This window comes from Streptomyces sp. NPDC102283, from assembly GCF_044766265.1.
Lineage (GTDB): Bacteria > Actinomycetota > Actinomycetes > Streptomycetales > Streptomycetaceae > Streptomyces.
Window position 1 is genome coordinate 79,644 of sequence record NZ_JBIWLQ010000017.1, and the last position, 25,679, is coordinate 105,322.

Here is a 25,679-nt window from a genome sequence, read left to right on the forward strand (position 1 = left end):
GGAGCGGGCCAGAGGGATGCCGAGCACGGCCAGGCTATCGATATGGGGTGGGCATGACAAAGAGCTGAAGAGGTGATTCCGCTGGCAACATCCTGCAAAATCACAGGAGTTGAGTGCGGTGCTAGCCCTGTCGGGTGACGTGGCGCTTCACCCGACAGGGGTGTCGGCGCGGGTTGACGCGGCGCCGGCCGCTACCAGCGGTCGCGGTGGATGACGTCCGCCACCGGACGCCGCCGGACAGGGCCGAAGTTGCCCGCGGGCCACCCCACCGGCACGGCGGCGAACGTCGCCATGTCCTCCGGGATGCCCAGCTCCCGCTTCCACTCCTGCTCCAGCATCAGATGCCAGATGGCGATGTTCGCCGCCAGCCCCAGCCCCCGGGCCGCGAGCAGCAGGTTCTGCACCCCCGGATAGACACAGGAGCCCTCGGCCAGCGTCTGGAAACGTGTCTGCGTGTTCATCATGTGCTCGGTGCCCGCCGGTCCGAGCGCCCGCGCCGAGGCGGCCAGGCCCTCCTCGTCCAGGCGTGGCTCCGGGAACCGGTAGCACGGCACGATCAGCACCGGGGTGTCGGCGAAGTGGTCGCGCTGGTACTCGATCGCCGCGACCATCCGGCCGTACGCCGCCTCGTCCATGCCCGCCGGGGCGTACTTCCCGGTCGTCGCCAGATACGCGTCCACGCACCGCTTCCACAGCGGGGCGAGCCGCGCCATCACCTGGCGGTCGGTCACCACCACGTACTCGTAACACTGCATGTTGCCGCCGCTGGGCCCCCAGACGGCGGCCTGTATCAGCTGCTCGATCGTCCCGTCCGGCACCGGGTCCGGCTTGAGGCGGCGCATGGCGCGCATCGTGGACATGGTGTCGAAGAGGGCGGGGCCGCCGAGGGCGGACGGGTCGGCCTGAGCCGTTTCCATGGTCATGATCGCGGAGTTTAGGCAGGATCCTCCGCCGGTGTCTCCCCGCCCCGCGCGCGCGGTTGCGGGCCGCCCCGATTCCCGCTGAATCAGCGGTAGTTGGCGTCGTCCTGTGCCACACTGTGACTGACTGGTCAGTCATTCGACAGGGGGCTCATGACATGGCGAAGAGAGTCGACCCGGCGGCGCGCCGGGACATGATCCTGAAGGCCGCCGTGCGGATGTTCGCCCGGCAGGGGTTCGCCGCGACCCGGGTGGAGGACATCGCCGAAGAGGCGGGCGTGGCCAAGGGCAGCGTCTATCTCCATTTCGACGGCCGGGACGCCTTGCTCACGGCCGCCTTCGAGGAGTACAGATCCCATGCGCGGGCCGTGGTCCACCAGGCCCGTACCGGTCCGGGGGACGGACTGGAGCGGCTCGCCCGGCTGGTGCGGTCGGTGCTGGACATGGTCGTGGCCGAGCCCGAACTCGCCCGGATCCTCATCGATCTGTGGGCGGCCGGACGGCAGGGAGCCGCCTCCGGGGTGGACGTCCCGGCCCTGTACCGCGAGTACCGCACGGCGATCGCCGAACTGCTCGCCGCCGCCGAGGCCGAGGGGGTCTGCCGCGCCGGGGTGGGGGCAGGGCACGCGGCCGTCGTCGTCGGGGCGGTCGAGGGCCTTCTGGTGCAGTGGATCGTCGATCCCACGCTGCCGGTCGCGGAGCTGACCGGGCCTCTCCTCGACGTGTGCGTCGAAGGGCTGCGCCGCGAGGGCGCGGAGTGAGGGCCTCGGGGGGTGCGACGGCGACGGCGGCCCGTCGGCTCGACGCGCGGCTGGTGGCCCCGGACGCGGAGCGGGGCGAGCGAGTCGGCTGTTACGCGGGCGCGCTCGCCGGCACCGTCTTCGCGACCGTCCTCGCCCTGCGCGCCCAGCACACGTGGCTGCCGCTGATCGTGATCGCCGTGGTGGCCTTCGACCTGTTCGGCGGCACGGTCGTCAACGCCACCCGGTCCGCCAAGCGCCGGTTCCACCGACCGGGGCGCACCCGGCGGCACCACTTCGCCTTCGTGGCCGCCCACGTCCAGCCGTTCGCCCTCGCCCTGCTCGTCCCGGGGTTCGGCTGGACCTCCGCCGGCGCCGTCTACGGCCTCACGCTCGCCGGGGCGGCATGCGTCCTGGTCGCCCCCACGGATCTCCGGCGGCCGGTCGCCTTCGCCGTCTCCGCCCTGGCGATCACCGCCGCGACGACCTCGGTGGCCGTCCCCGGCGAGCTGGCCTGGTTCGCCCCCGTCCTGGTGATCAAGCTCCTGCTGGCCCACCTGCTCCCGGAGCGGTGAACCCGGCGTTCGGCACGGACCGGCGCTCCGAGCCGCCGGGCCTGCCCGGGGCGACTGCTGCCGGCCCGGGCAGGCCCGGCCCGACTCGACTCGGCCCGACTCCGGCCGACCCGGGCCGACGACTCAGCGCCGCGTCAGCCGCACGACCGGAATGTCCCGCTCGGTGCCCGCCTGGTACTCCCCGTAGCGCGGGAACAGCTCCACCAGCCCCGGCCAGACGCGCGCCTTCTCCTCGACCGGGAGCGTCGCCGCGAGGGCCCCGAACCGCTCGGTGTCCACCCGGAGCTCGACCTCCGGGTTCGCCTGGAGGTTGAGGTACCACAGCGGCGGGCGGTCCGAGCCGCCGTTGGACGCCACGATCAGATAGTCCTCGCCGTCCCGCCCGTACATCAGCACCGTGCGCCGCACCGTCCCGCTGCGCCGGCCGACGTAGTCCATCAGCAGGCACGGCACACCCAGCTGGGTGGTGCCCTCCGTGCCGCCGGAGGACTCGTACAGCTCGGCCTGCCGGGCGACCCAGTCTGCGGGGCTCAACGAGACCTCCGCGTCGCCGTCCTGCTCGGCCGTCATCGGTTTCTCCTTCTCTCGTGCCGTCCCGTACGGGCTGCGCCCCCATCTTGGCATCCACCCGAGCCGCACCCAGGATTCGTACACCTGGACAGCCCTCCCACCGCACGGGGGAACGCGGACCGGGAACCCGCCCGGGAAGGCGTATAAAGGGTCCTTCCGGAGCAGCCGGCGTCCCCCGATGGCCCCTCCCTCACCTCCCTCACGCGGCCGGCGTCACCGCGTCACCGATCCCAGGAGCGCCAATGAGCACTTCGGAAGAGATCAGCGCCCTGCTGGTAGCGAAGTTCGGAACCGACCCCGGGGCCATCCGCCCCGATGTTCCGCTGCACCGGCTGCGGCTGGACTCCCTCGCGCTGGAAGAGCTGCGGCTGCACATCGAGGACCGGCTGGACGTGGACCTGGAGGACGTCGCGCTCACCTCGCGCGACACCTTCTACCGTCTCGTCGAGGCCGTGGACGGGAAGGCCTCCGCATGAGCGCGGCCACCGGTCGGCCCTACCGCCGGGCGCCGCTCGCCCCGTTCGCCGCCGCCGTCACCGGCGTCGGCCTGGTCACCGCGGCCGGTACGGGAGCGGACGCCGCCTGGCACGGTGTCACCGAGGGCCTCGCGCCCTCCGCCGGCCCGCGACCCGAACTGGACGGGCTGCCCTGCGACTTCTTCTACTCCGTCACCGACTGTGACCCGGGAGCAGTCCTCGGGGTGGCCGCCCAGCGGCTGATGGACCGCTTCGCCCAGCTCGCCGTCATCGCCGCCCGCGAGGCCGTCGCCGACGCCGGACTCGACCCGTCCGTCTGGGACAGCGGCCGCGTCGGCGTCGTCATCGGCTCCGCCCACGGCGGACTGCCCTTCTACGACGAGCAGCACGCCACGCTCGCCGGGCGCGGACCCCGCCGGGTCTCCCCGAAGCTCGCCCCGCTCAGCGTCGTCAACGGCGCGGCCAGCAGCGTCAGCCTCGACCTCGGCGTCCACGGGCCCAGCCAGGCCGTCTCCACCGCCTGCTCCTCCGGCACCGTCGCCATCGGAACCGCCCACCAGATGCTCCGCTCCGGAGCCTGCGACATCGTCATCGCGGGCGGCGCGGAATCCACCTGCACCCGCCTCCTGATCGCCAGCGCCTGCAGCCTCAAGGCCGCCTCCACCCGCCGCGAGGACCCCACGGCCGCCTGCCGCCCCTTCGACACCCACCGCGACGGCTTCGTCGTCGGCGAGGGCGCCGGGCTGATCGTCATGGAACACCCGGACCATGCCCGCGCCCGGGGCGCCGCGGTCCGCGCCCAGGTGAGCGGTTACGGGGCGTCCAGCGACGCCCACTCCCCGGTCGCCCCCGACCCCGAGGGCCTCGGCATCGAGCGCGCCCTGCGCACCGCGCTCGCCGACGCGGGCCTCTCCCCGGCCGACGTCGGGCACGTCAACGCGCACGGCACCTCGACGCTCTCCAACGACCTGATCGAGGCGACGATGCTGCGCCGGGTCCTCGGCGAGCGCCCCCTGGTGACCTCCACCAAGGCGATGACCGGCCACACCCTCGGCGCGGCGGGCGGCATCGAGACCGCGCTCACCGTGCTCGCCCTCCAGCACCAACTGGTACCGCCCACCGTCAACCTGGACGCCCCCGACCCGGAGATCACGATCGACGTGGTGGCCAAGGAAGCCCGCGGCGCCACCTTCGACTGCGCCGTCAAGACCTCGCTCGGCTTCGGCGGCCACAACGCGGCACTCGTCCTCACCAGGACCTGAACGGAAGGGAACGCAGGAGCACATGCCCGAGGAGATCATCCGGCCCCTGTCGGTCGACGGAGTGCGCTACAGCTACCGCGTCCTGCCGGGCGCGCACCCCGGCGAGCCCCCGGCCACCGAACCGACGCTCATCCTCGGCGGTGCGCTCCAGGGCATGTTCGGCTGGCCGCAGATGGACGACCACCTGGGCCCTGCCACCGACGTGGTCACCGCCGACCTGCCCGGCATGGGCAGCGCCGACCCGCTCCCGCCCGGCCCCAGCGCCGACCTGCTGCGCCGGGCCGTGCTCGGCATCGCCGACGACATCGGCGCGCCCCGGCTCAACATCTTCGGCTTCTCCTACGGCACCGCCATCGCCTTCGGCTTCGCCCGCCGCCATCGGGAACGGGTGGCACGCCTCGCCCTCGGCGGCGTCCCGCTCCACATCGACGCGGTCCAGGTCGCCACCTGGGAGCGCGCCAGGCAGCTGCTGGCCGCAGGCGACCGCGAGGGGTTCGCCGCGACCGCTGCCGACGCCCTGATGTGCCTGGACCCGGAACGCGCCGTACACCGCCGGGAGCTGGCCCGCCGCTATGTGCGGCGCTCCTTCCTGCACGTGGCCACCCACTCGCCGCACGTAGCGGACTCGCTGTACCGGGCGCTGGCCGACCGGCCCGACTTCTCCGGCGGTCTCACCGGCGTACCGGCGCTGGTGTTCGCGGGGGAGCACGACACGGTGACGCCGCCCGCGCGGCAGCGGGAGTTCGCCGCGACGATCGGGGGCAGCCGGTTCCTGACGATCGGGGAGTCCGACCACTGGGTGGTTCTGGAGCGGGCCGACGACGTGGCCGCGCTGGTCTCCCGGTTCTTCATCGGGCGGGAGCCGGTGACCGACGAGGCCGGTGCCGTCACCCTGCCGCGCCAGGCGGGCGCCCCGGCCGGGCGGACCTGAACGGTCCCCGCCGGCGGGGCGGACCCGAGATCCGGTCCGCCCCGCCAGGGGGCTGCCTCAGTGCCTCAGCGCCAGAAGCCGCCGACCTTGATCCGCACCACCTGCGGGTCGTGGTCGCTCGCCTGGTCGGCGAACTCGGCGTTGATGTGCACCACGTCGTAGTCGGGACGCCGGATGCCGGGGCTCGTCAGAATGTGGTCCAGCGTCTGCGAGTTCCCGTCGAAGACGTAGCTGTACCGCTCCGACGAGGGGAGCGTCGTGATCAGCGGCTTGAGCGCCCTGCCCTTGGTCAGCGCCTTCATCGTCGGGGAGAACTCGAAGTCGTTGAAGTCCCCGAGCGCGACGACCTTGGCCGACCTGTCCGCCTTCAGCAGCGCGGCGACGAAGGTGTTGACCTCGGCGGCCTGCTGGATCCGCTTCGTCTCCGAGGAACGTGTCGGCTCCTGGTAGCGGCCGTGCAGCGGCTGGTCGCCGCCCTTGGACGCGAAGTGGTTGCCGATGACGAAGACCGGCTTGCCGCGGAAGACGAACTCGCCCACCAGCGGCTTGCGGCTGTCCGCCCACGCCGGGCTCGCCGGGTTGATCCGGCCCGGCGACGCGGAGAGCTCGACGCCCTTCCAGGTGTCGACGGCGCGTACCGGCGTGGTGGCGTCGCCGCCCGCGCGGTCGGTGAAGGAGACCCGCTGCGGGTTGAAGAGGAAGACGTTGCGGATGTTGCCGCCGGGCTCGCCGCCGTCCTTGTTGTTCTCGGGGGCGATGTAGCGCCAGGCGTAGCGCGGCCCGCCCTTCGCGACGATCGCGTCGGTGAACCGCTTCAGCGTCGCCCCGGAGCCCGTCGTGCCGTCGTTCGCCGCACCGTTGTCGTCCTGGATCTCCTCCAGCGAGACGATGTCGGGGGAGGACAGGTTGACCGCGACGCCCTCGGCCAGCGTGTCGAACTTGGCCTGGTCGTCGCGCGCGTCGAGGTTCTCCACGTTGTACGTGGCGACCGCCAGCTCGTTCTTCTTCTGCTCGCGGGTCACCTCGCGCCGCAGCTTCCTGTCGACCACCGTGCCCAGCTCGGTGGCCTGTACGTTGTAGCCGCCGTAGCTCGCGTAGTCGAGCACGCCGGTGGTGCGGCCCTTCAGCACGTCCCCGACGTTCGCCGTCGCGACCGGCCGCGCCGGGTCCAGCGACATCACCTTGAGGCGGCCGGTGTTCTGGTCCTCGTACGAGGCGTAGAGCGTGCCGCCGCGCCGGGTCGGGTTCTCCCTCGGCTTCACGGTCACCCAGATCTCGTCGTACGCGGTCGTCGCCCCGGTCACCCGGGTGTCGGCGAACTCCACCCGGGAGCCCTCCAGCGCCTCGTACAGATCCAGGGCGTACCGGGACGGGGCCAGCGGCAGCGCGTCGATCGCCCCGCCGTCCGCCGAGGGCACGTAACGGCCGGGCACCGAACGGGCGTCGAGGACGACCGGGGCGGGCAGCGCGTTGCCGGAGGACAGGACGGTGGTGCGGGGCGCGGTGATCTGGGTGAGGGACTGGGTGCCGGTGCCCGGGTAGTACTCCGCGACCTTGCCGCTGACCAGGACCGCGTCGCCGACCTTCACGGCCGGTGCGGTGGAGCCGGTGTAGACGAACAGGCCCTCGCCGGTGCGCGGGTCGCCGTCGGGGGCCGTGTCCTGGATCCAGAAGCCCCGCGAGCCACTGGCCCGCACCCCGGTGACGACGCCCGGGACGCCGGTCACCGCCTTGCCGTCGAGCGGGGAGACCCGGGTGGTGCCCTGGATGTCGTGGATCCGTACGTCGCCGGGCTCGGTGGGACCGGGCTCCTCCGGTTCCTGCCCGCCGCCGGACGTCTCGCCCTTGGCGTTGACCGGCGTCGGGGCGCCCGCGGCGAGGTCGGCCGCGTTGTCGTCGGTGTCGGCGAGCGAGGCGGCCCGTGCGACGGACGCGGTGGCCGACGCGCCGGGGACCGGGCCGCTTCCCTCCCGGACGACCGCGGAGCCGTAGCCGACCAGGTCGACGATCCGGGTGTCCGCCGCGCAGTCCGCCGCCGACTTGCAGGTGAGCGGGGTCGTTCCGGAGACCAGGGCGACGGTGCCGCTCCCCGCCGCCATGGCGACCGTGCCGGTGGCGTCGGCGGTGGGCAGCGCGACGGTTCCGCCGGTCCCCGCGGCCTGCGCGACCAGGTAGCGGCCGCCGGGCGCGATCGACCCGGACAGCCCGGAGACCTGCCACTGCGAGCCGGCCGACGGGCTGCCCGGCAGGTACTGGACGCTGAGGCCGCCGACCTCGAAGGGCGTGGCGCCGGCGTTGGCCAGCTCGACGAAGTCCCGGGTCAGCGTTGCGCCGGAGTTGCCCCCGCCGCCGTACACCTCGGAGATGACAGCGGTGGCGGACGGGGCCGCCTGGGCGGCGGGCAGGGCGGTCACCGCGAGAGCGGCGGCGACGGCGCCGGTCAGCAGAACGGAACCGGATCTGTGTATCTGCACGGGAGGTGCCCCCAACTGAACTGAGTAGTAGGGGCAAAAGCTATGCGCGTAGAACAGGGCGTGACAAGGCATCATCGGTTAATTCCCGGCGTCGTCCGGATGGAGGGCGGGCCTACGCGCCCCACAGGGCTCGCCCGGCCCACGCTTCGCACGCCCGCCACACGCCTGTCACGTGCGGCAATGATGGGCAACACGCCCTGACGAGACGGCCGTCCACCATACGGTCAGCAGTTTGACCGGGTTCCGCCGTTCCGGCTACGTTGCGCGCCATGCAGCGATCCGCACACCTGACGACGCGGGGTCATGTCGACCTGAAGCGTGTGTGCTCCGCGGCGTGTCACCGGGCCTGAACGCGACCTGCCCCGGCGCGACCGCCGCCGGAGCCCCTCCGCTGTGCGCACCCGGGGGGACCGTTCCACGGGAGATGCCGAACGCGCTCCGGCCCGGCGCCGGACGGACCTCGACGCGAGGCCCCCTCCGGACGCCTTCCCGCACGGCCCGCTGCCATCGAGGACCTGTGGAGACACCTGTGAAGCGTCCGTCCGTGCCCGCCCGCCGCCCTGTCCCGCTGCGCCGCTCGGACATCCCGGCGGCAGGTCCCGCCCGCCGGGTGTCCGGCACCGGTTCCGTGCTGGGCGCGATCCTCGACCACGGGCCCGTCGCCCGGTCCAACGTCGCCCGGCTCACCGGCCTCTCCCCGGCGGCGGTCACCGGCCACGTCGGACAGCTGCTGGCGCGCGGGCTCGTGCGGGAGGGCGCGGAGACCGCCGGGCCCACGGGGCTCGGCCGTCCCCACATCCCCGTCGAGATCGACACCGGCCGCTATCTGGTCGCCGGGGCCCACGTCGCCGTCGCGCACTCCACCGTCTCGCTGATGGATCTGCGCGGCCGGATCGTCGCCGAGGACCGGCAACCGCACGCACTCGGGGCGACGGGGCCCTACGCCACCGTCCCCGGCCGGTCCCCGCGCGGCCTCTCCAGCGGGCCGGCCCTGCTGCGCGACCTCGCCGACCGGCTGTCCCGCCTCGTCGGGTCGCACGCCGCCGGCCGGACCGTGCTCGCCCTCGGCTTCGCCACGGGGCACCGGGTGGACCCCGCCGCCGGAGTCGTCGTCGAGCATCCGCACCTGGGCTGGCGGAACATGCCGGTGCGCGAGATCCTCGAAACCGCCACCGGCCTCCCGGTCCATGTGGACAGCCACTCACGGGCGTTGGCCCGCGCCGAGCAGCTGTTCGGCGCGGCCTCGACCCGGGTCAGCACGGTCCTCCTCTTCGTCGGGGCGGTGGTGGACGCAGCGTTCGCCAGCTCGGGGAACATGCACCTGGGACCTCGCTCCGGCACGGGCAGCGTGGCCCATCTGCCGTTGGGGTCAGGCGGATCGGGTGGGGCCGAGCCCTGCTCGTGCGGCCGTGCCGGCTGCCTCCAGTCAGAGGTCTCGGAGCGGGCCATGGTGCGCCGGGCCGCCGAACAGGGCCTGTTCGTCGGCTCGTTCGCCGAACTGCTCGACGGAGCCCTGGCCGGGGACGAGCGGGCCCTCGGGCTCTTTCGCCGCCGCGCCCTGCTCGTCGGCCGGGCGGCGGCCCTGCTGCTGGACTTGTTCGACCCGGAGGTCCTCGTGGTCGTCGAACCGGGGGCGGGCCGCATCCCGGAGTGCCTGGCGGCCCTGCGGGCGGAGGTGGCGAGGCGCTCCTGGGCCCCACCACGAGCGCTACCGCCGCGCCGCCGAGTTCGTGGAGGTGTCCACCAAGCTGTGGGACAGCTGGGCGGACGACGCCGTCGTCGCCGACAAGGAGAAGGGCGTCCACGCGCTCGCCGAACGAGTCCGGGCCATCGACCACCGGGGCGAGTTCTTCCGCGTCGACGGGCCCCTCAACGTCCAGCGCCCGCCGCAGGGATACCCCCTGCTCGTGCAGGCCGGGTCCAGCGAGGACGGCAAGGACTTCGCCGCCCGGTACGCCGAGGCCGTGTTCACCGCGCAGCAGACCCTGGAGGAGGGCGTCGCCTTCTACAGGGACGTCAAGGCGCGGTCGGTGGCCCTGGGCCGGGACCCCGACTCCATCAAGATCCTGCCGGGCATCGTCCCCGTCATCGGCGACACCGAAGCCGAGGCGCACGAGCTGGACGCCGAGCTGGACCGCCTCATCGTCCCCGAGTACGCCAAGCGGCAGCTCGCCCTGCGCCTGCGGATCGCCCCGGACGACCTCGACCTCGACGCCGAACTCCCCGATGACATCCCGACCGAGGACGAGATCGAGGGCGCCAAGAGCCGCTACACCCTCATCGTGGAGCTGGCCCGCCGCGAGCACCTGACCGTACGGCAGCTCATCGGGCGGCTCGGCGGCGGACGCGGCCACCGCACCTTCGCCGGCACCGCCGAGCAGGTCGCCGACACCATCGAGCACTGGTACGACAGCGGGGCCGCCGACGGATTCAACATCATGCCCGCGGTGCTCCCCTCGGGCCTGGAGATCTTCGTCGGCCGGGTGGTCCCGATCCTCCAGGAACGCGGCCTGTTCCGCACCGAGTACACCGGGTCCACCCTCCGCGAGCACTACGGCCTGCCGCGCCCCGCCAACCGCCTCTTCGACTCGGTCGTAACCCCGGAGCAGCTCGTCGAGGAGAGTGCCGCATGACCGAGTACCGCACCCCCGGCCGCACCGGCGTCCGGACCATGCGCCACGCACTGGACGCGGGCATCAACGTCATCGACACCGCGGACGTCTCCTCGCCGTCCTCGCCGAGGAGGCCGGTCTCACCCCGGTCCGACGCACCCTGGTCCAACTCGCCCTGTTCCTCGTGCTGGAGCACCCGGCCGTCACCTCGGCGATCATCGGGCCGCGGACCGTCGGGCAACCGGAGAGCCGGCTCGGCGCCGCCAAGGTGAGGCTCGGCCGGGACGTTCTCGACCGGATCGACGAGATCGCCCCGCCCGGCGTCAACCTGTCGGCGCTCGCTGCCGGCTACACCCCGACGGTCGTCACCGACGCCTCCCTGCGCCGCCGTTCGGCCCGACGGCGCGGGGAGCGGGCCGGGGTCACTGGCGGATGCGGTCGCGGATCCAGACCCCGGCCTCCTTCAGGACCCCGGTCCCCGTCCAGTTGGTCCCGTTGCAGGTGCCGGTCTTGAAGACGGCCCCGGAACGGTGGTCGTCGGAGTAGTTCCAGTTGGTCCACGAGATCTTCTTGCGCTTCATCAGGTCGAGGTAGCGCTGCGACATGGCGAAGTCGTTGGCGCCCTCGCCCGCGTAGTTCTGCGTGCCGAACTCGGTGACGAACACGGGCAGTTTGTCGGAGGCCCGGTCGAGCGCGCTCAGATACTCCTCGCGGTGCGAGGCCGCGTAGAAGTGGAAGGTGTACATGATGTTCGAGGCGCGGACGGGGTTGTTCACGACCTCCTTCTCGTCGGAGCCCTCGGACACCCCGAAGGAGGACCAGGCGCGCGTTCCGACGAGCACCACCGCGTCGGGGTCCTGGGCCCGGATCACCGGGATGATCTGCTCCGCGTACGACTTGATGCCCGACCAGCTCACGCCCGACGGCTCGTTGGCGATCTCGTAGAGCACGCCCGGGTGGTTCTTGTACTTCTTCGCCATCGCCGTGAAGAAGGTCTTCGCCCGTGACAGGTTCGCGTTCGGGTCGCCCGGGGAGAGCATGTGCCAGTCGATGACCGCGTACATGCCGCGTGCGTGCGCCGCGTCGACGAACTTCTGCGCACGGGCGGTGAATCCGGCCGGGTCGGTCTCGTACCCGCCCTCCTGTACGTAGGTGGAGACGCGCAGCACGTCGGCGCGCCAGTCCTGGGCCAGGGCGTCGAGCGATCCGTCCGTGACGCACTGGGCGTACCACTGGGTGCCGTGCGTGCTCATTCCGTTGAGGGCGACGGCCTGGCCGGAGTCGTTGCAGAGCTGGCGGCCGCAGACGGAGAGCTGTCCGTTGGCGGCGAGCGGGGTGGCGGCGGAGGGGGAGGCGGGGGCCGGGGCGGCTCCCGCCCGGACCGGGGCCATCAGTGCGGTGACGACACCGAGCGCGGACGCGGCGAGCAGGGCCTTGCGGGCCATTCTGCGGCGCCCGGTCGCGACGGCGGTGCCGGTGGGGGGAGTGGTGCGCTGGTGCATGGTGGTGCTCCCTTCGGAGGGGGGTGGGAGGCGCCATGTCGGCAGGACTGAAAGTAAAGCTTCCTTTCAATTGCCGTCAACAGTGTTGGGAAACTTTCCTGTCTATTAACACGCGTGGCGGAAGGGCCTGTTGGGACCCTTCCGCCACGCGCCCGTCCTTGTGCACCGGTATGCCGGTGTCCCGCCCGGCCCTCCCGGGCGGCTCAGCCCTGTGGCAGCGGGTAGACCGCCAGCGAGAACGAGTGGCCCGCCGGGTCCCCGTACACCCTCACGTCCCGGGGGCCGCTGTTGCTGTCGCCGGTGTCGACGGGCCGGGCCCCCAGCCCGATCGCCTCCCGCTCGGCCTCGTCGATGTTCTCGGAGGCGACCAGGATCCGCAGATGCGCCTGTTGCGAGTCCTCCGGGCGCGGCCAGCTCGGCGGGGCGTAGCCGTGGTCGCGGCGGATCGCCAGCCGGACGCCGTCGTTGCCGACGATCTCGACGAAATCGGGGTCGGTGCCGATCCGTATCTCCGCGTCGAGCAGACCGGCGTAGAACTCGGCCAGCTCCATGGGTTCGGCGCAGTCAAGGACGAGGACGCTCGTTTTCTCCACAGTCATGCGGGAACCATTACCCCCGCCGGGCGCTGCCACGCCGTACCGGGCCCGTCCGGAAAACCGGAACCCGGGCCACCGGTGCGGACGCGTCCCGGGTGAGGAAACACCCCACGCGACCTAAGGTGCGAACCATGGCACGGAGCGCTGCGCATCCCGGGCCGTCCGGGGGCGACGCCGCCCCGGACGGACCCGACCCCCGGCGTTGGCGGGCACTGGCCGTCTGCCTGGTGGCGGGCTTCATGACCCTGCTGGACGTCTCCATCGTCAACGTGGCCCTCCCCTCGATCAGGGACGGCCTGAACACTCCCGAGTCCGACCTCCAGTGGGTGCTCTCCGGCTACGCACTCGCCTTCGGGCTCTTCCTCATCCCCGCCGGACGCCTGGGCGACGCGCGGGGCCGCCGGGCGGTCTTCATGGCGGGCCTCGCCCTCTTCACCCTGGCCTCCGCAGCCTGCGGGGCCGCCCAGTCCAGCATGTGGCTGGTGATCGCCCGACTCGTGCAGGGCATCGCGGGTGGTCTGATCTCCCCGCAGATCTCCGCCCTGATCCAGCAGATGTTCTCCGGGCGCGAGCGCGGCCGGGCCTTCGGCATGTTCGGCACCGTCGTCGGCATCTCCACGGCCGTGGGCCCGCTGCTCGGCGGCCTGCTCATCCAGGCCGCCGGACCCGACCACGGCTGGCGCTGGGTCTTCTACGTGAACCTGCCGCTCGGCGCCGTCTGCCTCCTGCTCGCGCACCGGCTGCTCCCGGACACCCCGTCCGCCGGCCGGGTGAGGCCACGCGACCTGGACCCGGTGGGCGTCGTCCTGCTCGGGGCCGGGGTGCTCGCGCTGCTGCTGCCGTTCGTCCAGGCCCAGCAGTGGCCGGGAAACGGAAAGTGGCTGCTCCTCGTCCTGGCCGGGGCCCTGCTCGCCGCGTTCGTGGCCTGGGAGTCGCGGTGCGCGGGCGGACGCACCCACCCGGTCCTGGATCTGTCGTTGTTCCGGCTGCGCTCCTACTGGCTGGGCTGCCTGCTGATCCTGCTCTACTTCGCCGGCTTCACCTCGATCTTCTTCGTCACGACCCTCTACCTCCAGTCCGGTCTGGGCTACTCCGCCCTCGTGGCCGGACTCGCCATCACCCCCTTCGCCCTCGGCTCCGGTGCCGCCGCGTCCATCGGCGGCCGGCTCGTCGGGCGCTTCGGCCGCCCCCTCGTGGTGGCGGGCCTGGCCATGGTCGCGCTCGGCCTCGCCGGTACCGCCCTCGCCGTCCACCTGGTCCCCAGCACCGGTGCGGGCTGGGCGATGGCCGCCCCGCTGCTGCTCGCCGGTCTCGGCAGCGGCCTGGTCATCGCCCCGAACCAGACCCTGACCCTCGCGGAGGTACCGGTGAACCGGGCCGGAAGCGCCGGGGGCACCCTGCAGACCGGCCAGCGGGTCGGCTCCGCGATCGGGATCGCCGCCGTCGGCGCGGTGTTCTTCGCCCAGGTCGGCCCGGACGGCTGGGCCGACGCCTACGACCACGGGCTCGTCGTGTCCGTCGCCTTCGTGCTCGCCGCCCTGATCGTGGCGCTGGCCGACGTGGGCGCCGACCGGCGGGGCAGACGACGGACAGCACGCACACCGAGCGACGCATCGAGGAGCACGGTATGAACGACACGACAGCGGACAGCGCCGGGAGCGACGGCAACACCTCCTACGGCCACAAGCCGTTCAAGCGGTCCCGGAGCCACTTCGCCGACCGGATCACCGCCGACGGACGCGACGGCTGGCCCGTGGAGCCGGACCGCTACCGGCTCGTCGTCAGCCGCGCCTGCCCCTGGGCGAGCCGCGCGCTGGTCTCCCGGCGGCTCCTCGGCCTGGAGGACGCGCTGTCGCTGGCCGTCGCCGACCCGATCCAGGACGACCGCAGCTGGCGCTTCACCCTCGATCCCGGCGGCAAGGACCCGGTCCTCGGCATCCGTTATGTGAGCGAGGCCTACGACGCCCGGGAGCGCGGCTATCCCGGCGGTGTCAGCGTGCCCGCGATCGTGGACGTAGCGAGCGGGAAGCTGGTCACCAACGACTACCAGCGGATCACCCTCGACCTCGCCACCGAATGGACCGCCCTGCACCGGCCCGGCGCCCCCGACCTCTACCCCGAACCGCTGCGCGACGAGATCGACGAGGTCATGGAGGGCGTCTACCGGGACATCAACAACGGCGTGTACCGCGCGGGATTCGCCAGCTCCCAGGAGGAGTACGAGCAGGCGTACGCCTCCCTGTTCCGCCGACTCGACCTGGTCTCCGCCCGCCTCACGGACCGCCGCTACCTGGTCGGCGACACCATCACCGAGGCCGACATCCGCCTCTTCACCACCCTGGTCCGCTTCGACGCCGTCTACCACGGCCACTTCAAGTGCAACCGTACGAAGCTGACCGAGCACCCCGTCCTGTGGGGTTACGTCCGCGACCTCTACCAGACACCCGGATTCGGCGACACGGTCGACTTCGACCACATCAAGCGGCACTACTACCAGGTGCACACGGGCATCAACCCCACCGGCATCGTCCCCGTCGGCCCCGACCTCTCCGGCTGGACCGCTCCGCACCACCGCGAACAGCTCGGCGGCCGCCCGTTCGGCGACGGCACACCCCCGGGCCCCGTGCCCCCGGGCGAGCGGGTCACCCCCGTGACCGCCGCCTGACCCGGGCGTTCACCCGGGTGCGGACGACGATGGCGGCGGCGGCGCGAGCGTGCCCGCCGCCAGCGGTGTACGGGCCAGCCGCACGCACCCCGCCGCGATCAGGGCCAGCGCCGCCAGCTCCGGCAGCAGCCACCAGCCGGTCCGCAACTCCTCGCCGAACAACGTCACCCCGTACAGGATGCTGATCAGCGCGTCCCCCAGGGTCAGCATCGGCTGCACGGCCACCAGACTGCCCGCCTGAAGGGCGTTCTGGAGCAGGAACAGCGCGCCCACCCCGGCCGCCGCCGTCGCGTACAGCTGCCAGGACGCCAGCAGCGCCGGAGCGCCGCCGTCGTCGAGGTTCGCCATCGCGTCCTTCATCAGAGCGGCCGTCAGCGCGTAGCCGCACGCGGCGGCCAGCCCCAGCAGGGCAGCCCGCGGACTGCCGCGCGTCCGCAGCGCAGCGCCGATCAGCACCGCCTCGAACAGCCCCGTCAGCACCAGGGCCGGAATCCACGCCGCGTCCCGCACCGTGTCGCTGCCCCCGACCGGCGCGGCCGACGCCATGCCGAGCGCGAGGCCGACCGTGACGGCCGCGACGCCGTACCGGACGGCCCGGTCCGCCCGGACCCGCATCACGAACCCGGCGATCAGCAGCGTCGCCGGAAGCTCGATCACGAAGATCGGCTGGACCACCGCGATCGGCCCGGTGGCCAGGGCGACCGCCTGGCAGACTGCCGCCACGACCACCAGCCCGATCCCCGCCAGCCACACCTTCTGCCGCAGCAGATGACCGATCAGGGAGAGCCGCATCGCCTCGCTGTCGGGCACCCGCATCGCCGCCCGGCGCTGGAGCACCGAGGCGGAAGCGTTGCTGAGCGCGGTGAGGACGGCGAACAGGACACTGATCACCGGTTCATCATGGAGCCGGCCCCGGCCGGGGCGCTCGGCGCACGGGTCCGGTGGGCGTAACGCGCGTCCCGCCGCCCTTGCGGACCGTAACTGTCCGCAAGGGGCGGTAGCGTGCGGACCATGGCAGCGAAGACGCACCGCAGCGCCGCACATCCCACCGCCGCACACCCCACCGGCCTGTCCACCCGGGCGCTGAACCGGGCGACCCTGGACCGCCAGCTCCTGCTGCGCCGGTCGGAGATGTCCGCGAAGGACGCGGTCGCCCACCTCCTCGGGCTCCAGGCCCAGAACACCAAGCCCCCGTACTTCCAGCTGTACGCCCGGCTCGCGGACTTCGACCCCGAAGAGCTGTCCGCACTGATGGAGACCCGCGAGGTGGTCCGGATCGTCACCCTCCGCTCCACCCTCCACACCCACACGGCGGACGACGCGCTCACCCTGCGCCCTCTGGTGCAGGCGGCGCGCGAACGGGAGCTGAAGAGCTTCCGGCGCGGGCTGGAAGGAGTGGACCTGGACCGGCTCGCGGCGGTGGCCGAGGAGTTGGTCGTGGAGCGCCCGCGCCCGGTCGGGGAACTGCGGGAGGAACTCCTCGCGCACTGGCCCAGCGCCGACCCCCTCGCGCTCACCGTCGCCGCCCGCTGCCTGCTGCCGCTGGTCCAGGTCACCCCGCGCGGGCTGTGGGGACGCGGCGGACAGGTCGCCCTGACCACCGTGGAGCACTGGCTGGGCCGGTCCGCCCGACCCGCGCCCGCACCCGACGCCACCGTGCTGCGCTACCTCGGCGCGTTCGGCCCCGCCTCGGTGATGGACTTCCAGTCATGGGCGGGGCTCACCCGCACGAAGGAGGTCTTCGAACGCCTCAGGCCCCGGCTGCTCACCTTCCGGGACGACAAGGGCGTCGAGCTCTTCGACCTCCCGGACGCCCCGCGACCCGACCCCGACACCCCGGCCCCGCCGCGCTTCCTGCCCGAGTTCGACAACCTCCTGCTCGGCCACGCCGACCGCACCCGCGTGATCGCCCCGGTCAACAAGGGGCGCAACGGGGTGGGCAACCAGAGTTACGGGTCCGTGCTGATCGACGGGTTCTTCGACGCCGTCTGGCGCGTCGAACGCGAGAGGGGCGCCGCGATCCTGACCGTCCAGCCGCTGCGGAGCCTCCTCCGCGCCGAGCGCGCGGAGATCACCGAGGAGGCGGCGCGGATGCTGACCGTGATGACGGACGCGACCGACCACGACATCCGGTTCGGCACGTTCCTGGACCACGGCGACTGAGACCTCCGCGGCCCCGTGGCCCGCAGGTCAGGGCAGCAGCCCCGCCCGGCGGGCCGCCACCACGGCCTCCAGCCGCGTGTGCGCCCCCAACTTCCGCATCGCGGACCGCAGATAGCCCTTCACCGTCTCCGGCCGCAGCCCCAGCCGCTCGGCGGCCGCCGCGTTCGTCGCGCCCGCCGCCACACACGCCACCACATCCACCTCGCGCGGTGCGAGGCTGACCTCCCGGGCCGCCGGCGCCTTGGCGCCCGCCGCCGAGGCCAGCCGCCCGCAGACGTCCAGCAGCTCGTCGCGCAGTGCCGGATCGGCGACCCTCGGGGCCAGCGCGCGCAGTTCGCGGTGGGCCTCGCGCACATCCTCCCAGGCGCCGGGCGCCGTGTCCGGATCGGTCACCTGCTCCCGGCCGGCCGCCAGCAACTGCCGCACCTCGTCCCGTACCGCGAGCGACTGCTCCACGTCACGGGCCGCCGCCACCATCGCGTCGAACGTCCGGTCGCCCAGTGTGACCGGCGTGCGCAGCGCCCCGTACAGCACGCCCCGCACCGCACGCCGTACGACGACGGGGACCGCGACGACCGAGCGCAGCCCCTCCGCCGCCACCGCCGCGTCGTACTCGTGGCTGATGTGGCGCGCGGAGGCGTAGTCCGTCACCGCGCAGGGCCGGGACAGCGCGATGGCCTTGCCGCCCAGGCCGCTCCCGGCGGAGATGACGAGCCCGCGCAACGCGCTGGTCTGCGCCCCGTTCAGCTCGGCGATCCGCGCATGGCGCGCGTCGGACAGGAGGCCGCCGAAGACCACGGGGAGCCCGCTCGTGCGGCGCAGTCTCAACAGCGCGGCCTGCATCTCGACCGCATCGACCGGTTCCGGCACTCCGACGTCCTCCCGCCCGGTCCGTGCCGCTCCCCCGCACGGGGGAGCGGACCACCCCCGTCCGGGGGTGGTGAGACCTGGGTCACTGTTTACATGATGTCAGGCGACCGGTCCGTAATGAGGAGGGCACATGTCGGCAACCAGCGCTACCGAGACGTTCCGGGCAGCCCGGGACTTCCTGCTGGAGCACCGCGAGGACTACGAGCGGGCCTACGCCGGCTTCCGCTGGCCCCGGGCGGACCACTTCAACTGGGCCCTGGACTGGTTCGACGTCATCGCCGAGAACAACGACCGCACCGCCCTGCACATCGTGGAGGAGGACGGCCGGCGCACCGAGGTGTCCTTCGCGGCGATGTCGGAGCGCTCCGACCGGGCCGCCAACTGGCTGAAGGGCCAGGGCGTACGGGAGGGCGACCGCGTCCTCGTGATGCTCGGCAACCAGGTCGAGCTGTGGGAGACCGCCCTCGCCGCGATGAAGCTCCGCGCCGTCGTCATCCCCGCCACCCCGCTGCTCGGCCCCGCCGACCTGCGCGACCGGGTGGAGCGCGGGCGGGTGCGCCATGTGCTGGTGCGGGACGCGGACACCGCGAAGTTCGACGAGGTCCCCGGGGACTACACCCGGATCGCGGTGGGCGAGGAGGTGGCGGGCTGGCTGCCGTACGCGGGAGTGGCCGAGGCGTCCGCCACGTTCACACCGGGCCGGGAGACGGACGCCGACGAGCCCCTGATGCTCTACTTCACCTCCGGCACCACCGCGAGCCCCAAGCTGGTCGAGCACACCCATGTGTCCTACCCCGTGGGCCACTTGTCGACGATGTACTGGATCGGGCTCAGGCCGGGCGACGTCCATCTGAACATCTCCTCGCCCGGCTGGGCCAAGCACGCCTGGTCGAACCTCTTCGCCCCGTGGACCGCCGAGGCCACCGTCTTCATCTTCAACTACACCCGCTTCGACGCGGGCCGTCTGATGGCGGAGATGGACCGCTCGGGCGTCACGAGCTTCTGCGCCCCGCCGACCGTCTGGCGCATGCTCATCCAGGCCGACCTGAGCCGGCTGAAGGTGCCGCCGCGCGAGGTCGTCGCGGCCGGTGAACCGCTGAACCCGGAGGTCATCGAGACGGTCCGGCGGGAGTGGGGCGTCACCATCCGGGACGGGTTCGGCCAGACGGAGACCGCCGTCCAGGTCGCCAACACCCCCGGCCAGCTCCTCAAGACCGGCTCCACGGGCCGACCGAGCCCCGGCTTCACCGTCGAACTGCTCGACCCGGTCAGCGGTCAGCCCGGGGCGGCCGAGGGCGAGATCTCCCTCGATCTGGCCGACCGCCCCGTCGGCCTGATGACCGGCTACCACGGCGACCCGGACCGCACCGCCGAGGCGATGGCGGGCGGCTACTACCGCACCGGGGACATCGGCGCACGCGACGCCGACGGCTACATCACCTATGTGGGCCGCGCCGACGACGTCTTCAAGGCCTCCGACTACAAGATCTCGCCGTTCGAGCTGGAGAGCGCCCTGCTGGAGCACGAGGCGGTCGCCGAGGCCGCCGTCGTGCCCGCCCCCGACCCGCTCCGCCTCTCCGTCCCGAAGGCGTATGTCGTTCTCGCGGAGGGCTGGGAGCCGGGGCCCGACACCGCGAAGGTCCTCTTCGAGCACTCCCGGGCGGTCCTCCCCCCGTACAAGCGCATCCGCAGGCTGGAGTTCGCGGAGCTGCCCAAGACCGTGTCGGGCAAGATCCGCCGCATCGAACTGCGTGAACGCACCGCCCTGGGCTCCGGCGCCGAGTTCGACGAGGGAGACCTCACGTGAGCAGCCTGTCCTACGCGCACGGCGTCGGCTCCACCACCCTGCTCGGCGACACCATCGGCCGCAACCTCGACCGGACGGCCGCGGTGCACGGCGACCGCGAGGCGCTGGTCGACATGGCCTCGGGCCGACGCTGGACGTACACCGAACTCGTCGCGGACGTCGACATGGTGGCCCGTGCCCTGATGGCGTCGGGGGTGGCGAAGGGCGACCGGGTCGGCATCTGGGCGGTCAACTGCCCCGAGTGGGTGCTCGTCCAGTACGCCACGGCCCGGATCGGGGCCGTCATGGTCACCATCAACCCCGCCTACCGCGCCCATGAGGTGGAGTTCGTCCTCCGGCAGGCCGGCGTCTGCCTGCTGGTCGCCTCCCTCTCCCACCGCACCAGCGACTACCGCGCCCTCGTCGAACAGGTCCGCGCCGACTGCCCGGACCTGCGCGCCGTCCACTACATCGGCGACCCGTCCTGGGACGAGCTGACCGCCGCCGCGCCCGCCGTCACCCGGGAGAGACTGGCCGCCCGCGAGGCGGAGCTGTCCTGCGACGACCCGATCAACATCCAGTACACCTCGGGCACCACGGGCTTCCCCAAGGGGGCGACGCTCTCCCACCACAACATCCTCAACAACGGCTATTTCGTGGGGGAGACGATCGCGTACACGCAGGCCGACCGGGTCTGCCTCCCGGTCCCCTTCTACCACTGCTTCGGCATGGTGATGGGCAACCTCGCCAGCACCTCGCACGGCGCCTGCGTGGTGATTCCGGGCCCGTCCTTCGAGCCCGCCGCCGTGCTGACCGCCGTCCAGCAGGAGCGCTGCACCTCGTTGTACGGCGTGCCCACCATGTTCATCGCCGAACTGAATCTGCCGGACTTCGCCGCGTACGACCTCTCCTCGCTGCGCACCGGCATCATGGCCGGTTCTCCCTGCCCGGCCGAGGTGATGAAGCGGGTCGTCGCCGAGATGCACATGGCCGAGGTGTCCATCTGCTACGGGATGACGGAGACGTCCCCGGTCTCCACCCAGACCCGCCGCGACGACGACCTGGATCGCCGCACCGGCACGGTGGGACGCGTGCTGCCGCACATCGAGGTCAAGGTCGTCGACCCGGTCACCGGCGTCACGCTGCCGCGCGGCAGCGCCGGCGAACTGCGCACCCGCGGCTACAGCGTGATGCTCGGCTACTGGGACCAGCCCGACCGCACCGCCGAAGTCGTCGACGCCGGGCGGTGGATGCGCACGGGGGACCTCGCGGTGATGCGCGAGGACGGTTACGTCCAGGTCGTCGGCCGGATCAAGGACATGATCATCCGGGGTGGCGAGAACGTGTACCCACGCGAGATCGAGGAGTTCCTGTACGGGCATCCGAAGGTCGCCGACGTCCAGGTGGTCGGGGTGCCGGACGAGCGCTACGGCGAGGAGATCCTGGCCTGCGTGATCCCGCGGGACCCCGCCGACCCGCCCACCCTGGAGGAGATCGCCGCATACTGCCGGGAGCGGCTCGCGCACTACAAGATCCCGCGCGGGCTGCGGATCCTGGAGGCCTTCCCGATGACGGTGAGCGGGAAGGTCCGCAAGATCGAACTGCGCGAGGCATATGCGGACCGGGCGGAAGGGCGCGCGACGGGGCGGGTCAGGCGGCTTCGATGATGTCGTGGTCGCCCCGGGTCGCCGCCGCCCATTCGATGAGCAGCACCTCGTACGTCGCGGCCTCCACCGCGGACCAGTCCTGCCCGGAGGCGTCGACGAGGGCGCGGATGGCCTCGTTGGTCTGCTCGGCGGCGGGCGCGGGGCGGTCTGCGGGGAAAGAGCTGTCGGGGAGTAAAGCCATGCGCACAGCTTACGGGCTGCCACTGACAGCAACGGCTTCCGCGGTGTCCGGGGCCCCCGAGGTGTCCGGCATACGCGGAATCCTCACGGCCCCCGCTGCGCCCGACGGCCGGGCGGCGGGCGCCAGTTCGCGCCGCATGCAGACCCGGGGCCAACGGTCGAGACCGTGCTGGGCCTCCTCGGTCCGGATCGCACGCAGCCCGTCGGTGAGTTCGCGTTCGGCCAGGATCCGGAAGCCGATACGGGCGTAGTACGGGGCGTTCCACGGCACATCGGTGAAGGTGGTCAGGGTGAGCGCCGCCAGGCCCCGGGTCGCGGCCAGGGCGGCGAGGTGGGCGATCAGGTCCCGGCCGATGCCCCGGCGGGCGGCCGCGGGGTCGACCGAGACCTGCTCGATGTGCAGGGCGTCGTCGACGGGGTCGGCGAGCACGTAGCCGAGCGGCCGGTCGCCGGTGGCGGGGAGAGGGTCGGTGGCCACCCAGCAGCGGCCTGCCAGCCGGTAGCGCTCCAGCAGGTCGAGCGGGGGCGGATCGTCGTCGGCCACGAAGGCCATGCCCAGGTCCCGGAACGGTTCCCCTGCGGCGCGCTCGATGTCCTGGAGCAGCGGGAGATCCGAGCGTCTGGCGGAGCGGATACGCATGTACTCAGTGTGCCGCGCCGGACGGCGGACCGGTACGCGCCGGCCGGATCAGGATGTCCGGCGGATGGCCGGACGGCCCCGGGAGACGCTTCCCGGAGCCCCCGAGGGCTTTTCGCGGTCGTCGACGTTCAGGCGCCCGTGCTCACCAGCTCGTCCGCGGGTCCGTTCACCGGCTGCGGGGTCCCGGTGAGATCCATGACGAAGAGCGGGAGCCCGACGCCGTCCGCACGGGCCCGGGCGTCGGCCGCGTATCCCGCGAGGGAGAAGAACACCCCGGTCGCCGACGCGCCGAGCGCGTTGAGCCAGAGGGTCTCGACCGCGCGCAGCGTCGTCGGCCGGGTGTGGGAGTCGACCCGCGCGATCAGCCCGTCCGCCCGCAGGTCGATCCCGGAGGCCGGGCCGGCTCCGGGCCTGCCGACGTCGAGGTAGCCCAGCCAGGTCAGATAGAGACCGGCCGCGCTCACCGCGTCCTGGCCCGTGCGGATCGTCATCGGCCGGAAGGCCGGGCGCGGGTGCGCGGCGGTGCGCGGCAGCGGGATGTGGGCGGGGGAGACCGGCGCGGCCGGGGCCGGTGCGGCGGCCGCCGGGCGTACCGGTATCCGCAGGACGGTCCCGCACGGGCAGCACAGCTCGGGTTGGGGCCACTGGTTCTCCCGGGCGCAGGAGGTGCAGCGGACGGTGACCCACGCGTCGTTCCAGCTGCGGTGGGCGACCAGGACCGCCGGGGCGTCGCGCAGCAGCGGCGGGGCGGTGGGCGTCCCGCACGGGCAGGGATAGGCCGGTGTGCTGTAGGCGTGGTCCCGGTTGCAGACAGGGCACCGTACCGGCACGGACTCCACGATCGTCTCCCTCCGGCACGGTTGTGCGGACGACTGCGCTCCGTGCCTCCCTCGTCACGCCATCGTCCACCAGGAGCGAGGCTCTGGGGAGGGGGTCGGCGGACTTCGTGGGGGCGGGCGGTCGTGTGCGCCCTTGACGGGGATCGTCCCACGTTTTAGATTGCTTCCGTATAGCAGAACTGAATTTCCGTAATGCGGAATTGGTGCTCTCAGGTGGCGCGACAGAGCCCGACTCCACCAATCCCGAGCAGGAGCACTCAATGCCTCGTATGACCGCTGCCCGAGCGGCAGTTGAGATCCTCAAGCGCGAAGGCGTCAGCAACGCGTTCGGTGTGCCGGGTGCGGCGATCAACCCCTTCTACGCGGCCCTCAAGGCCTCCGGCGGGGTGCAGCACACACTGGCCCGGCACGTCGAGGGCGCCTCGCACATGGCCGAGGGCTACACCCGGGCCCGGGCCGGCAACATCGGCGTCTGCATCGGCACGTCGGGCCCGGCGGGCACCGACATGATCACCGGTCTGTACTCCGCCATCGCCGACTCCATCCCGATCCTGTGCATCACCGGCCAGGCACCGACGGACGCGCTCCACAAGGAGTCGTTCCAGGCTGTCGACATCGCGTCGATCGCGGGGCCGGTCACCAAGGCGGCGACGACCGTCCTGGAGGCCGCGCAGGTCCCCGGCGTCTTCCAGCAGGCCTTCCACCTGATGCGCACCGGCCGGCCCGGCCCGGTCCTCATCGACCTGCCGATCAACGTCCAGCTCACCGAGATCGAGTTCGACCCCGAGCTGTACGAGCCCCTCCCGGTGCACAAGCCCGCGGCCTCCCGCAAGCAGATCGAGCGCGCGATCCAGATGCTGAACGCCTCGGAGCGCCCGCTGCTCGTCGCGGGCGGCGGCATCATCAACGCCGACGCGTCCGAACTCCTGGTGGAGTTCGCCGAGCTGACCGGCGTCCCGGTCATCCCGACCCTGATGGGCTGGGGCATCCTCCCCGACGACCACGAGCTGAACGCCGGCATGGTGGGCCTCCAGACCTCGCACCGCTACGGCAACGCGAACTTCCTGGAGTCCGACTTCGTCCTCGGCATCGGCAACCGCTGGGCCAACCGCCACACCGGCGAGATCGGCGTCTACACCCAGGGCCGCACCTTCGTCCACGTGGACATCGAGCCCACCCAGCTCGGCAGGATCTTCGCCCCGGACCTCGGCATCGCCTCCGACGCCAAGGCCGCGCTGACGCTCTTCGTCGAGGTGGCGCGCGAGCTGAAGGCCGCGGGCGAGCTGAAGGACCGTTCGGCATGGGCCGCCTCCACACAGGAGCGCAGGGCGACCCTCCAGCGCAAGACCCACTTCGACAACGTGCCGCTGAAGCCGCAGCGCGTGTACGAGGAGATGAACCGGGCGTTCGGCCCCGAGACCCGTTACGTCACCACGATCGGGCTCTCCCAGATCGCCGGCGCGCAGATGCTGCACGTCTACAAGCCGCGCCACTGGATCAACTGCGGCCAGGCGGGCCCCCTCGGCTGGACGATCCCGGCCGCGCTGGGCGTCGCCACCGCGGACCCGGAGGGCACGGTCGTCGCCCTCTCCGGCGACTACGACTTCCAGTTCATGCTGGAGGAGCTGGCCGTCGGCGCGCAGCACCGCATCCCGTACGTCCACGTCCTGGTGAACAACTCCTACCTGGGGCTCATCCGCCAGGCGCAGCGCAACTTCGACATCGACTTCCAGGTCAACCTGGAGTTCGAGAACATCAACTCCCCGGAGCTGGGCGTCTACGGCGTGGACCACGTCAAGGTCGTCGAGGGCCTGGGCTGCAAGGCGATCCGGGTCACCGAGCCGGACCAGCTGCTGCCGGCCTTCGAGGAGGCGAAGAAGCTCGCCGCGGAGTTCCGGGTGCCGGTGGTCGTCGAGGCGATCCTGGAGCGGGTCACGAACATCGCGATGAGCGGCAGCGACATCGCGTCGGTCAACGAGTTCGAGGACATCGCCACGGACGCCTCCCACGCGCCCACCGCGATCCGCCCCCTGACGGCGTCCTGACGGATCGACCCGCCCACGGCGAGGGGCCCCTGCCCCGGAGCGAACCTCCGGGGCAGGGGCCCTCGCCATGCCCTCCCTCGGTCGCGGAGAGCCTCACCACTCGAACGAGGGACGCGTCTTCGGGCCATGATTGCGCGGCACGGAGATGGCCCACGAGCACCCCTCC

General features: G+C 72.5%; 21 protein-coding genes and 2 pseudogenes. 13 read left to right on the forward strand and 10 right to left on the reverse strand.

Features of this window, described 5'->3' with window-relative positions; translation table 11 throughout:
• Positions 1-191 precede the first annotated feature (191 nt).
• Complete coding sequence (locus tag ACIRJT_RS28995) at positions 192-923, reverse strand: nitroreductase family protein (RefSeq protein WP_403914694.1); 732 nt, start codon at positions 921-923, stop codon at positions 192-194.
• Between the two features lie 155 nt (positions 924-1,078).
• Here ACIRJT_RS28995 and ACIRJT_RS29000 point away from each other — a divergent pair, with 155 nt between their 5' ends.
• Positions 1,079-1,681, forward strand: coding sequence for a TetR/AcrR family transcriptional regulator (locus ACIRJT_RS29000; RefSeq protein ID WP_403914697.1), 603 nt, complete (start codon positions 1,079-1,081; stop codon positions 1,679-1,681).
• Entirely contained in the window at positions 1,678-2,235 is a 558-nt protein-coding gene (locus ACIRJT_RS29005; protein ID WP_403914699.1) for a hypothetical protein, read from the forward strand. Before ACIRJT_RS29000 ends, ACIRJT_RS29005 begins: the two co-directional genes overlap by 4 nt.
• Positions 2,236-2,358: 123 nt before the next feature.
• On the opposite strand, the gene ACIRJT_RS29010 is transcribed toward ACIRJT_RS29005, so the two are convergent.
• Positions 2,359-2,805: a nitroreductase family deazaflavin-dependent oxidoreductase gene (locus ACIRJT_RS29010; protein ID WP_403914702.1), complete on the reverse strand. Its 447-nt coding sequence runs from the start codon at positions 2,803-2,805 to the stop codon at positions 2,359-2,361.
• 242 nt (positions 2,806-3,047) lie between these two features.
• Between ACIRJT_RS29010 and ACIRJT_RS29015 the strand changes: the two genes are divergently transcribed.
• The 3 genes from ACIRJT_RS29015 to ACIRJT_RS29025 are packed head-to-tail and all read left to right on the forward strand — an operon-like array spanning position 3,048 to position 5,474.
• Complete coding sequence (locus ACIRJT_RS29015; protein ID WP_403914705.1) at positions 3,048-3,281, forward strand: acyl carrier protein; 234 nt, start codon at positions 3,048-3,050, stop codon at positions 3,279-3,281.
• Complete coding sequence (locus tag ACIRJT_RS29020) at positions 3,278-4,543, forward strand: beta-ketoacyl-[acyl-carrier-protein] synthase family protein (RefSeq protein WP_403914707.1); 1,266 nt, start codon at positions 3,278-3,280, stop codon at positions 4,541-4,543. Before ACIRJT_RS29015 ends, ACIRJT_RS29020 begins: the two co-directional genes overlap by 4 nt.
• Before the next feature lie 22 nt (positions 4,544-4,565).
• Positions 4,566-5,474 (forward strand): alpha/beta fold hydrolase, encoded by a 909-nt coding sequence (locus tag ACIRJT_RS29025; RefSeq protein WP_403914710.1) that lies wholly within the window; start codon positions 4,566-4,568, stop codon positions 5,472-5,474.
• Positions 5,475-5,539: 65 nt separating this feature from the next.
• Here the strand turns inward: ACIRJT_RS29025 and ACIRJT_RS29030 are convergent, their stop codons facing one another.
• Complete coding sequence (locus ACIRJT_RS29030; protein WP_403914713.1) at positions 5,540-7,948, reverse strand: endonuclease/exonuclease/phosphatase family protein; 2,409 nt, start codon at positions 7,946-7,948, stop codon at positions 5,540-5,542.
• An 874-nt stretch (positions 7,949-8,822) separates the two neighbouring features.
• Between ACIRJT_RS29030 and ACIRJT_RS29035 the strand changes: the two are divergent.
• Both ACIRJT_RS29035 and ACIRJT_RS29040 read left to right on the forward strand, forming a co-directional pair.
• Positions 8,823-9,575, forward strand: a pseudogene (locus ACIRJT_RS29035) (ROK family protein); the annotation flags it as partial.
• A gap of 70 nt (positions 9,576-9,645) precedes the next feature.
• A pseudogene (locus tag ACIRJT_RS29040) lies at positions 9,646-10,581 on the forward strand (NtaA/DmoA family FMN-dependent monooxygenase); the annotation flags it as partial.
• A 401-nt stretch (positions 10,582-10,982) separates the two neighbouring features.
• Here ACIRJT_RS29040 and ACIRJT_RS29045 read toward each other — a convergent pair.
• Positions 10,983-12,062 (reverse strand): glycoside hydrolase family 5 protein, encoded by a 1,080-nt coding sequence (locus tag ACIRJT_RS29045; RefSeq protein ID WP_403914715.1) that lies wholly within the window; start codon positions 12,060-12,062, stop codon positions 10,983-10,985.
• A gap of 203 nt (positions 12,063-12,265) precedes the next feature.
• The gene (locus ACIRJT_RS29050) at positions 12,266-12,661 is read right to left on the reverse strand and encodes a VOC family protein (RefSeq protein ID WP_403914718.1); all 396 of its coding nucleotides are present in this window, start codon (positions 12,659-12,661) and stop codon (positions 12,266-12,268) included.
• Between the two features lie 128 nt (positions 12,662-12,789).
• On the opposite strand from ACIRJT_RS29050, the gene ACIRJT_RS29055 reads away from it, so the two are divergent.
• Entirely contained in the window at positions 12,790-14,289 is a 1,500-nt protein-coding gene (locus ACIRJT_RS29055; protein ID WP_403914721.1) for an MFS transporter, read from the forward strand.
• Positions 14,286-15,323 carry a glutathione S-transferase family protein gene (locus ACIRJT_RS29060; RefSeq protein ID WP_403914724.1) on the forward strand — a complete coding sequence of 346 codons (1,038 nt, stop codon included), beginning with the start codon at positions 14,286-14,288 and terminating at the stop codon, positions 15,321-15,323. Before ACIRJT_RS29055 ends, ACIRJT_RS29060 begins: the two co-directional genes overlap by 4 nt.
• Before the next feature lie 9 nt (positions 15,324-15,332).
• Here the strand turns inward: ACIRJT_RS29060 and ACIRJT_RS29065 are convergent, their stop codons facing one another.
• The gene (locus ACIRJT_RS29065) at positions 15,333-16,214 is read right to left on the reverse strand and encodes a DMT family transporter (protein ID WP_403914727.1); all 882 of its coding nucleotides are present in this window, start codon (positions 16,212-16,214) and stop codon (positions 15,333-15,335) included.
• Positions 16,215-16,334: 120 nt separating this feature from the next.
• Here ACIRJT_RS29065 and ACIRJT_RS29070 point away from each other — a divergent pair, with 120 nt between their 5' ends.
• Positions 16,335-17,486, forward strand: coding sequence for a winged helix DNA-binding domain-containing protein (locus ACIRJT_RS29070; RefSeq protein ID WP_403914729.1), 1,152 nt, complete (start codon positions 16,335-16,337; stop codon positions 17,484-17,486).
• A 27-nt stretch (positions 17,487-17,513) separates the two neighbouring features.
• Here ACIRJT_RS29070 and ACIRJT_RS29075 read toward each other — a convergent pair whose 3' ends face one another.
• Positions 17,514-18,356: a response regulator transcription factor gene (locus tag ACIRJT_RS29075; protein ID WP_403914732.1), complete on the reverse strand. Its 843-nt coding sequence runs from the start codon at positions 18,354-18,356 to the stop codon at positions 17,514-17,516.
• Positions 18,357-18,486: 130 nt separating this feature from the next.
• Here ACIRJT_RS29075 and ACIRJT_RS29080 point away from each other — a divergent pair, with 130 nt between their 5' ends.
• Positions 18,487-20,163, forward strand: a complete 1,677-nt coding sequence (locus ACIRJT_RS29080) for an AMP-binding protein (RefSeq protein ID WP_403914735.1) — start codon at positions 18,487-18,489, stop codon at positions 20,161-20,163.
• Positions 20,160-21,809, forward strand: coding sequence for an AMP-binding protein (locus tag ACIRJT_RS29085; RefSeq protein ID WP_403914738.1), 1,650 nt, complete (start codon positions 20,160-20,162; stop codon positions 21,807-21,809). The genes ACIRJT_RS29080 and ACIRJT_RS29085 overlap by 4 nt, the downstream gene beginning before the upstream one ends.
• Here the strand turns inward: ACIRJT_RS29085 and ACIRJT_RS29090 are convergent.
• The 3 genes from ACIRJT_RS29090 to ACIRJT_RS29100 form a co-directional block, all read right to left on the reverse strand.
• Complete coding sequence (locus ACIRJT_RS29090; protein ID WP_403914740.1) at positions 21,793-21,990, reverse strand: hypothetical protein; 198 nt, start codon at positions 21,988-21,990, stop codon at positions 21,793-21,795. The two genes, ACIRJT_RS29085 and ACIRJT_RS29090, sit on opposite strands and share 17 nt — an antisense overlap.
• A gap of 9 nt (positions 21,991-21,999) precedes the next feature.
• Complete coding sequence (locus ACIRJT_RS29095) at positions 22,000-22,629, reverse strand: GNAT family N-acetyltransferase (protein ID WP_403914742.1); 630 nt, start codon at positions 22,627-22,629, stop codon at positions 22,000-22,002.
• A 128-nt stretch (positions 22,630-22,757) separates the two neighbouring features.
• Positions 22,758-23,468 carry a hypothetical protein gene (locus tag ACIRJT_RS29100; protein WP_403914744.1) on the reverse strand — a complete coding sequence of 237 codons (711 nt, stop codon included), beginning with the start codon at positions 23,466-23,468 and terminating at the stop codon, positions 22,758-22,760.
• A gap of 260 nt (positions 23,469-23,728) precedes the next feature.
• On the opposite strand from ACIRJT_RS29100, the gene gcl reads away from it, so the two are divergent.
• The gene (gene gcl, locus ACIRJT_RS29105) at positions 23,729-25,513 is read left to right on the forward strand and encodes a glyoxylate carboligase (protein ID WP_403914747.1); all 1,785 of its coding nucleotides are present in this window, start codon (positions 23,729-23,731) and stop codon (positions 25,511-25,513) included.
• Positions 25,514-25,679 lie beyond the last annotated feature (166 nt).

What these genes read in the sequence shown, in the direction of transcription:
- ACIRJT_RS29025 (WP_403914710.1), top strand. Translation starts at nt 4,566, where the DNA reads ATGCCCGAGGAGATCATCCGGCCCCTGTCGGTCGACGGAGTGCGCTAC.
- ACIRJT_RS29090 (WP_403914740.1), bottom strand. Translation starts at nt 21,990, where the DNA reads ATGGCTTTACTCCCCGACAGCTCTTTCCCCGCAGACCGCCCCGCGCCC.
- ACIRJT_RS29010 (WP_403914702.1), bottom strand. Translation starts at nt 2,805, where the DNA reads ATGACGGCCGAGCAGGACGGCGACGCGGAGGTCTCGTTGAGCCCCGCA.
- ACIRJT_RS29045 (WP_403914715.1), bottom strand. Translation starts at nt 12,062, where the DNA reads ATGCACCAGCGCACCACTCCCCCCACCGGCACCGCCGTCGCGACCGGG.
- ACIRJT_RS29055 (WP_403914721.1), top strand. Translation starts at nt 12,790, where the DNA reads ATGGCACGGAGCGCTGCGCATCCCGGGCCGTCCGGGGGCGACGCCGCC.
- ACIRJT_RS29000 (WP_403914697.1), top strand. Translation starts at nt 1,079, where the DNA reads ATGGCGAAGAGAGTCGACCCGGCGGCGCGCCGGGACATGATCCTGAAG.
- gcl (WP_403914747.1), top strand. Translation starts at nt 23,729, where the DNA reads ATGCCTCGTATGACCGCTGCCCGAGCGGCAGTTGAGATCCTCAAGCGC.
- ACIRJT_RS29080 (WP_403914735.1), top strand. Translation starts at nt 18,487, where the DNA reads ATGTCGGCAACCAGCGCTACCGAGACGTTCCGGGCAGCCCGGGACTTC.
- ACIRJT_RS29060 (WP_403914724.1), top strand. Translation starts at nt 14,286, where the DNA reads ATGAACGACACGACAGCGGACAGCGCCGGGAGCGACGGCAACACCTCC.
- ACIRJT_RS29070 (WP_403914729.1), top strand. Translation starts at nt 16,335, where the DNA reads ATGGCAGCGAAGACGCACCGCAGCGCCGCACATCCCACCGCCGCACAC.
- ACIRJT_RS28995 (WP_403914694.1), bottom strand. Translation starts at nt 923, where the DNA reads ATGACCATGGAAACGGCTCAGGCCGACCCGTCCGCCCTCGGCGGCCCC.
- ACIRJT_RS29020 (WP_403914707.1), top strand. Translation starts at nt 3,278, where the DNA reads ATGAGCGCGGCCACCGGTCGGCCCTACCGCCGGGCGCCGCTCGCCCCG.
- ACIRJT_RS29050 (WP_403914718.1), bottom strand. Translation starts at nt 12,661, where the DNA reads ATGACTGTGGAGAAAACGAGCGTCCTCGTCCTTGACTGCGCCGAACCC.
- ACIRJT_RS29015 (WP_403914705.1), top strand. Translation starts at nt 3,048, where the DNA reads ATGAGCACTTCGGAAGAGATCAGCGCCCTGCTGGTAGCGAAGTTCGGA.
- ACIRJT_RS29095 (WP_403914742.1), bottom strand. Translation starts at nt 22,629, where the DNA reads ATGCGTATCCGCTCCGCCAGACGCTCGGATCTCCCGCTGCTCCAGGAC.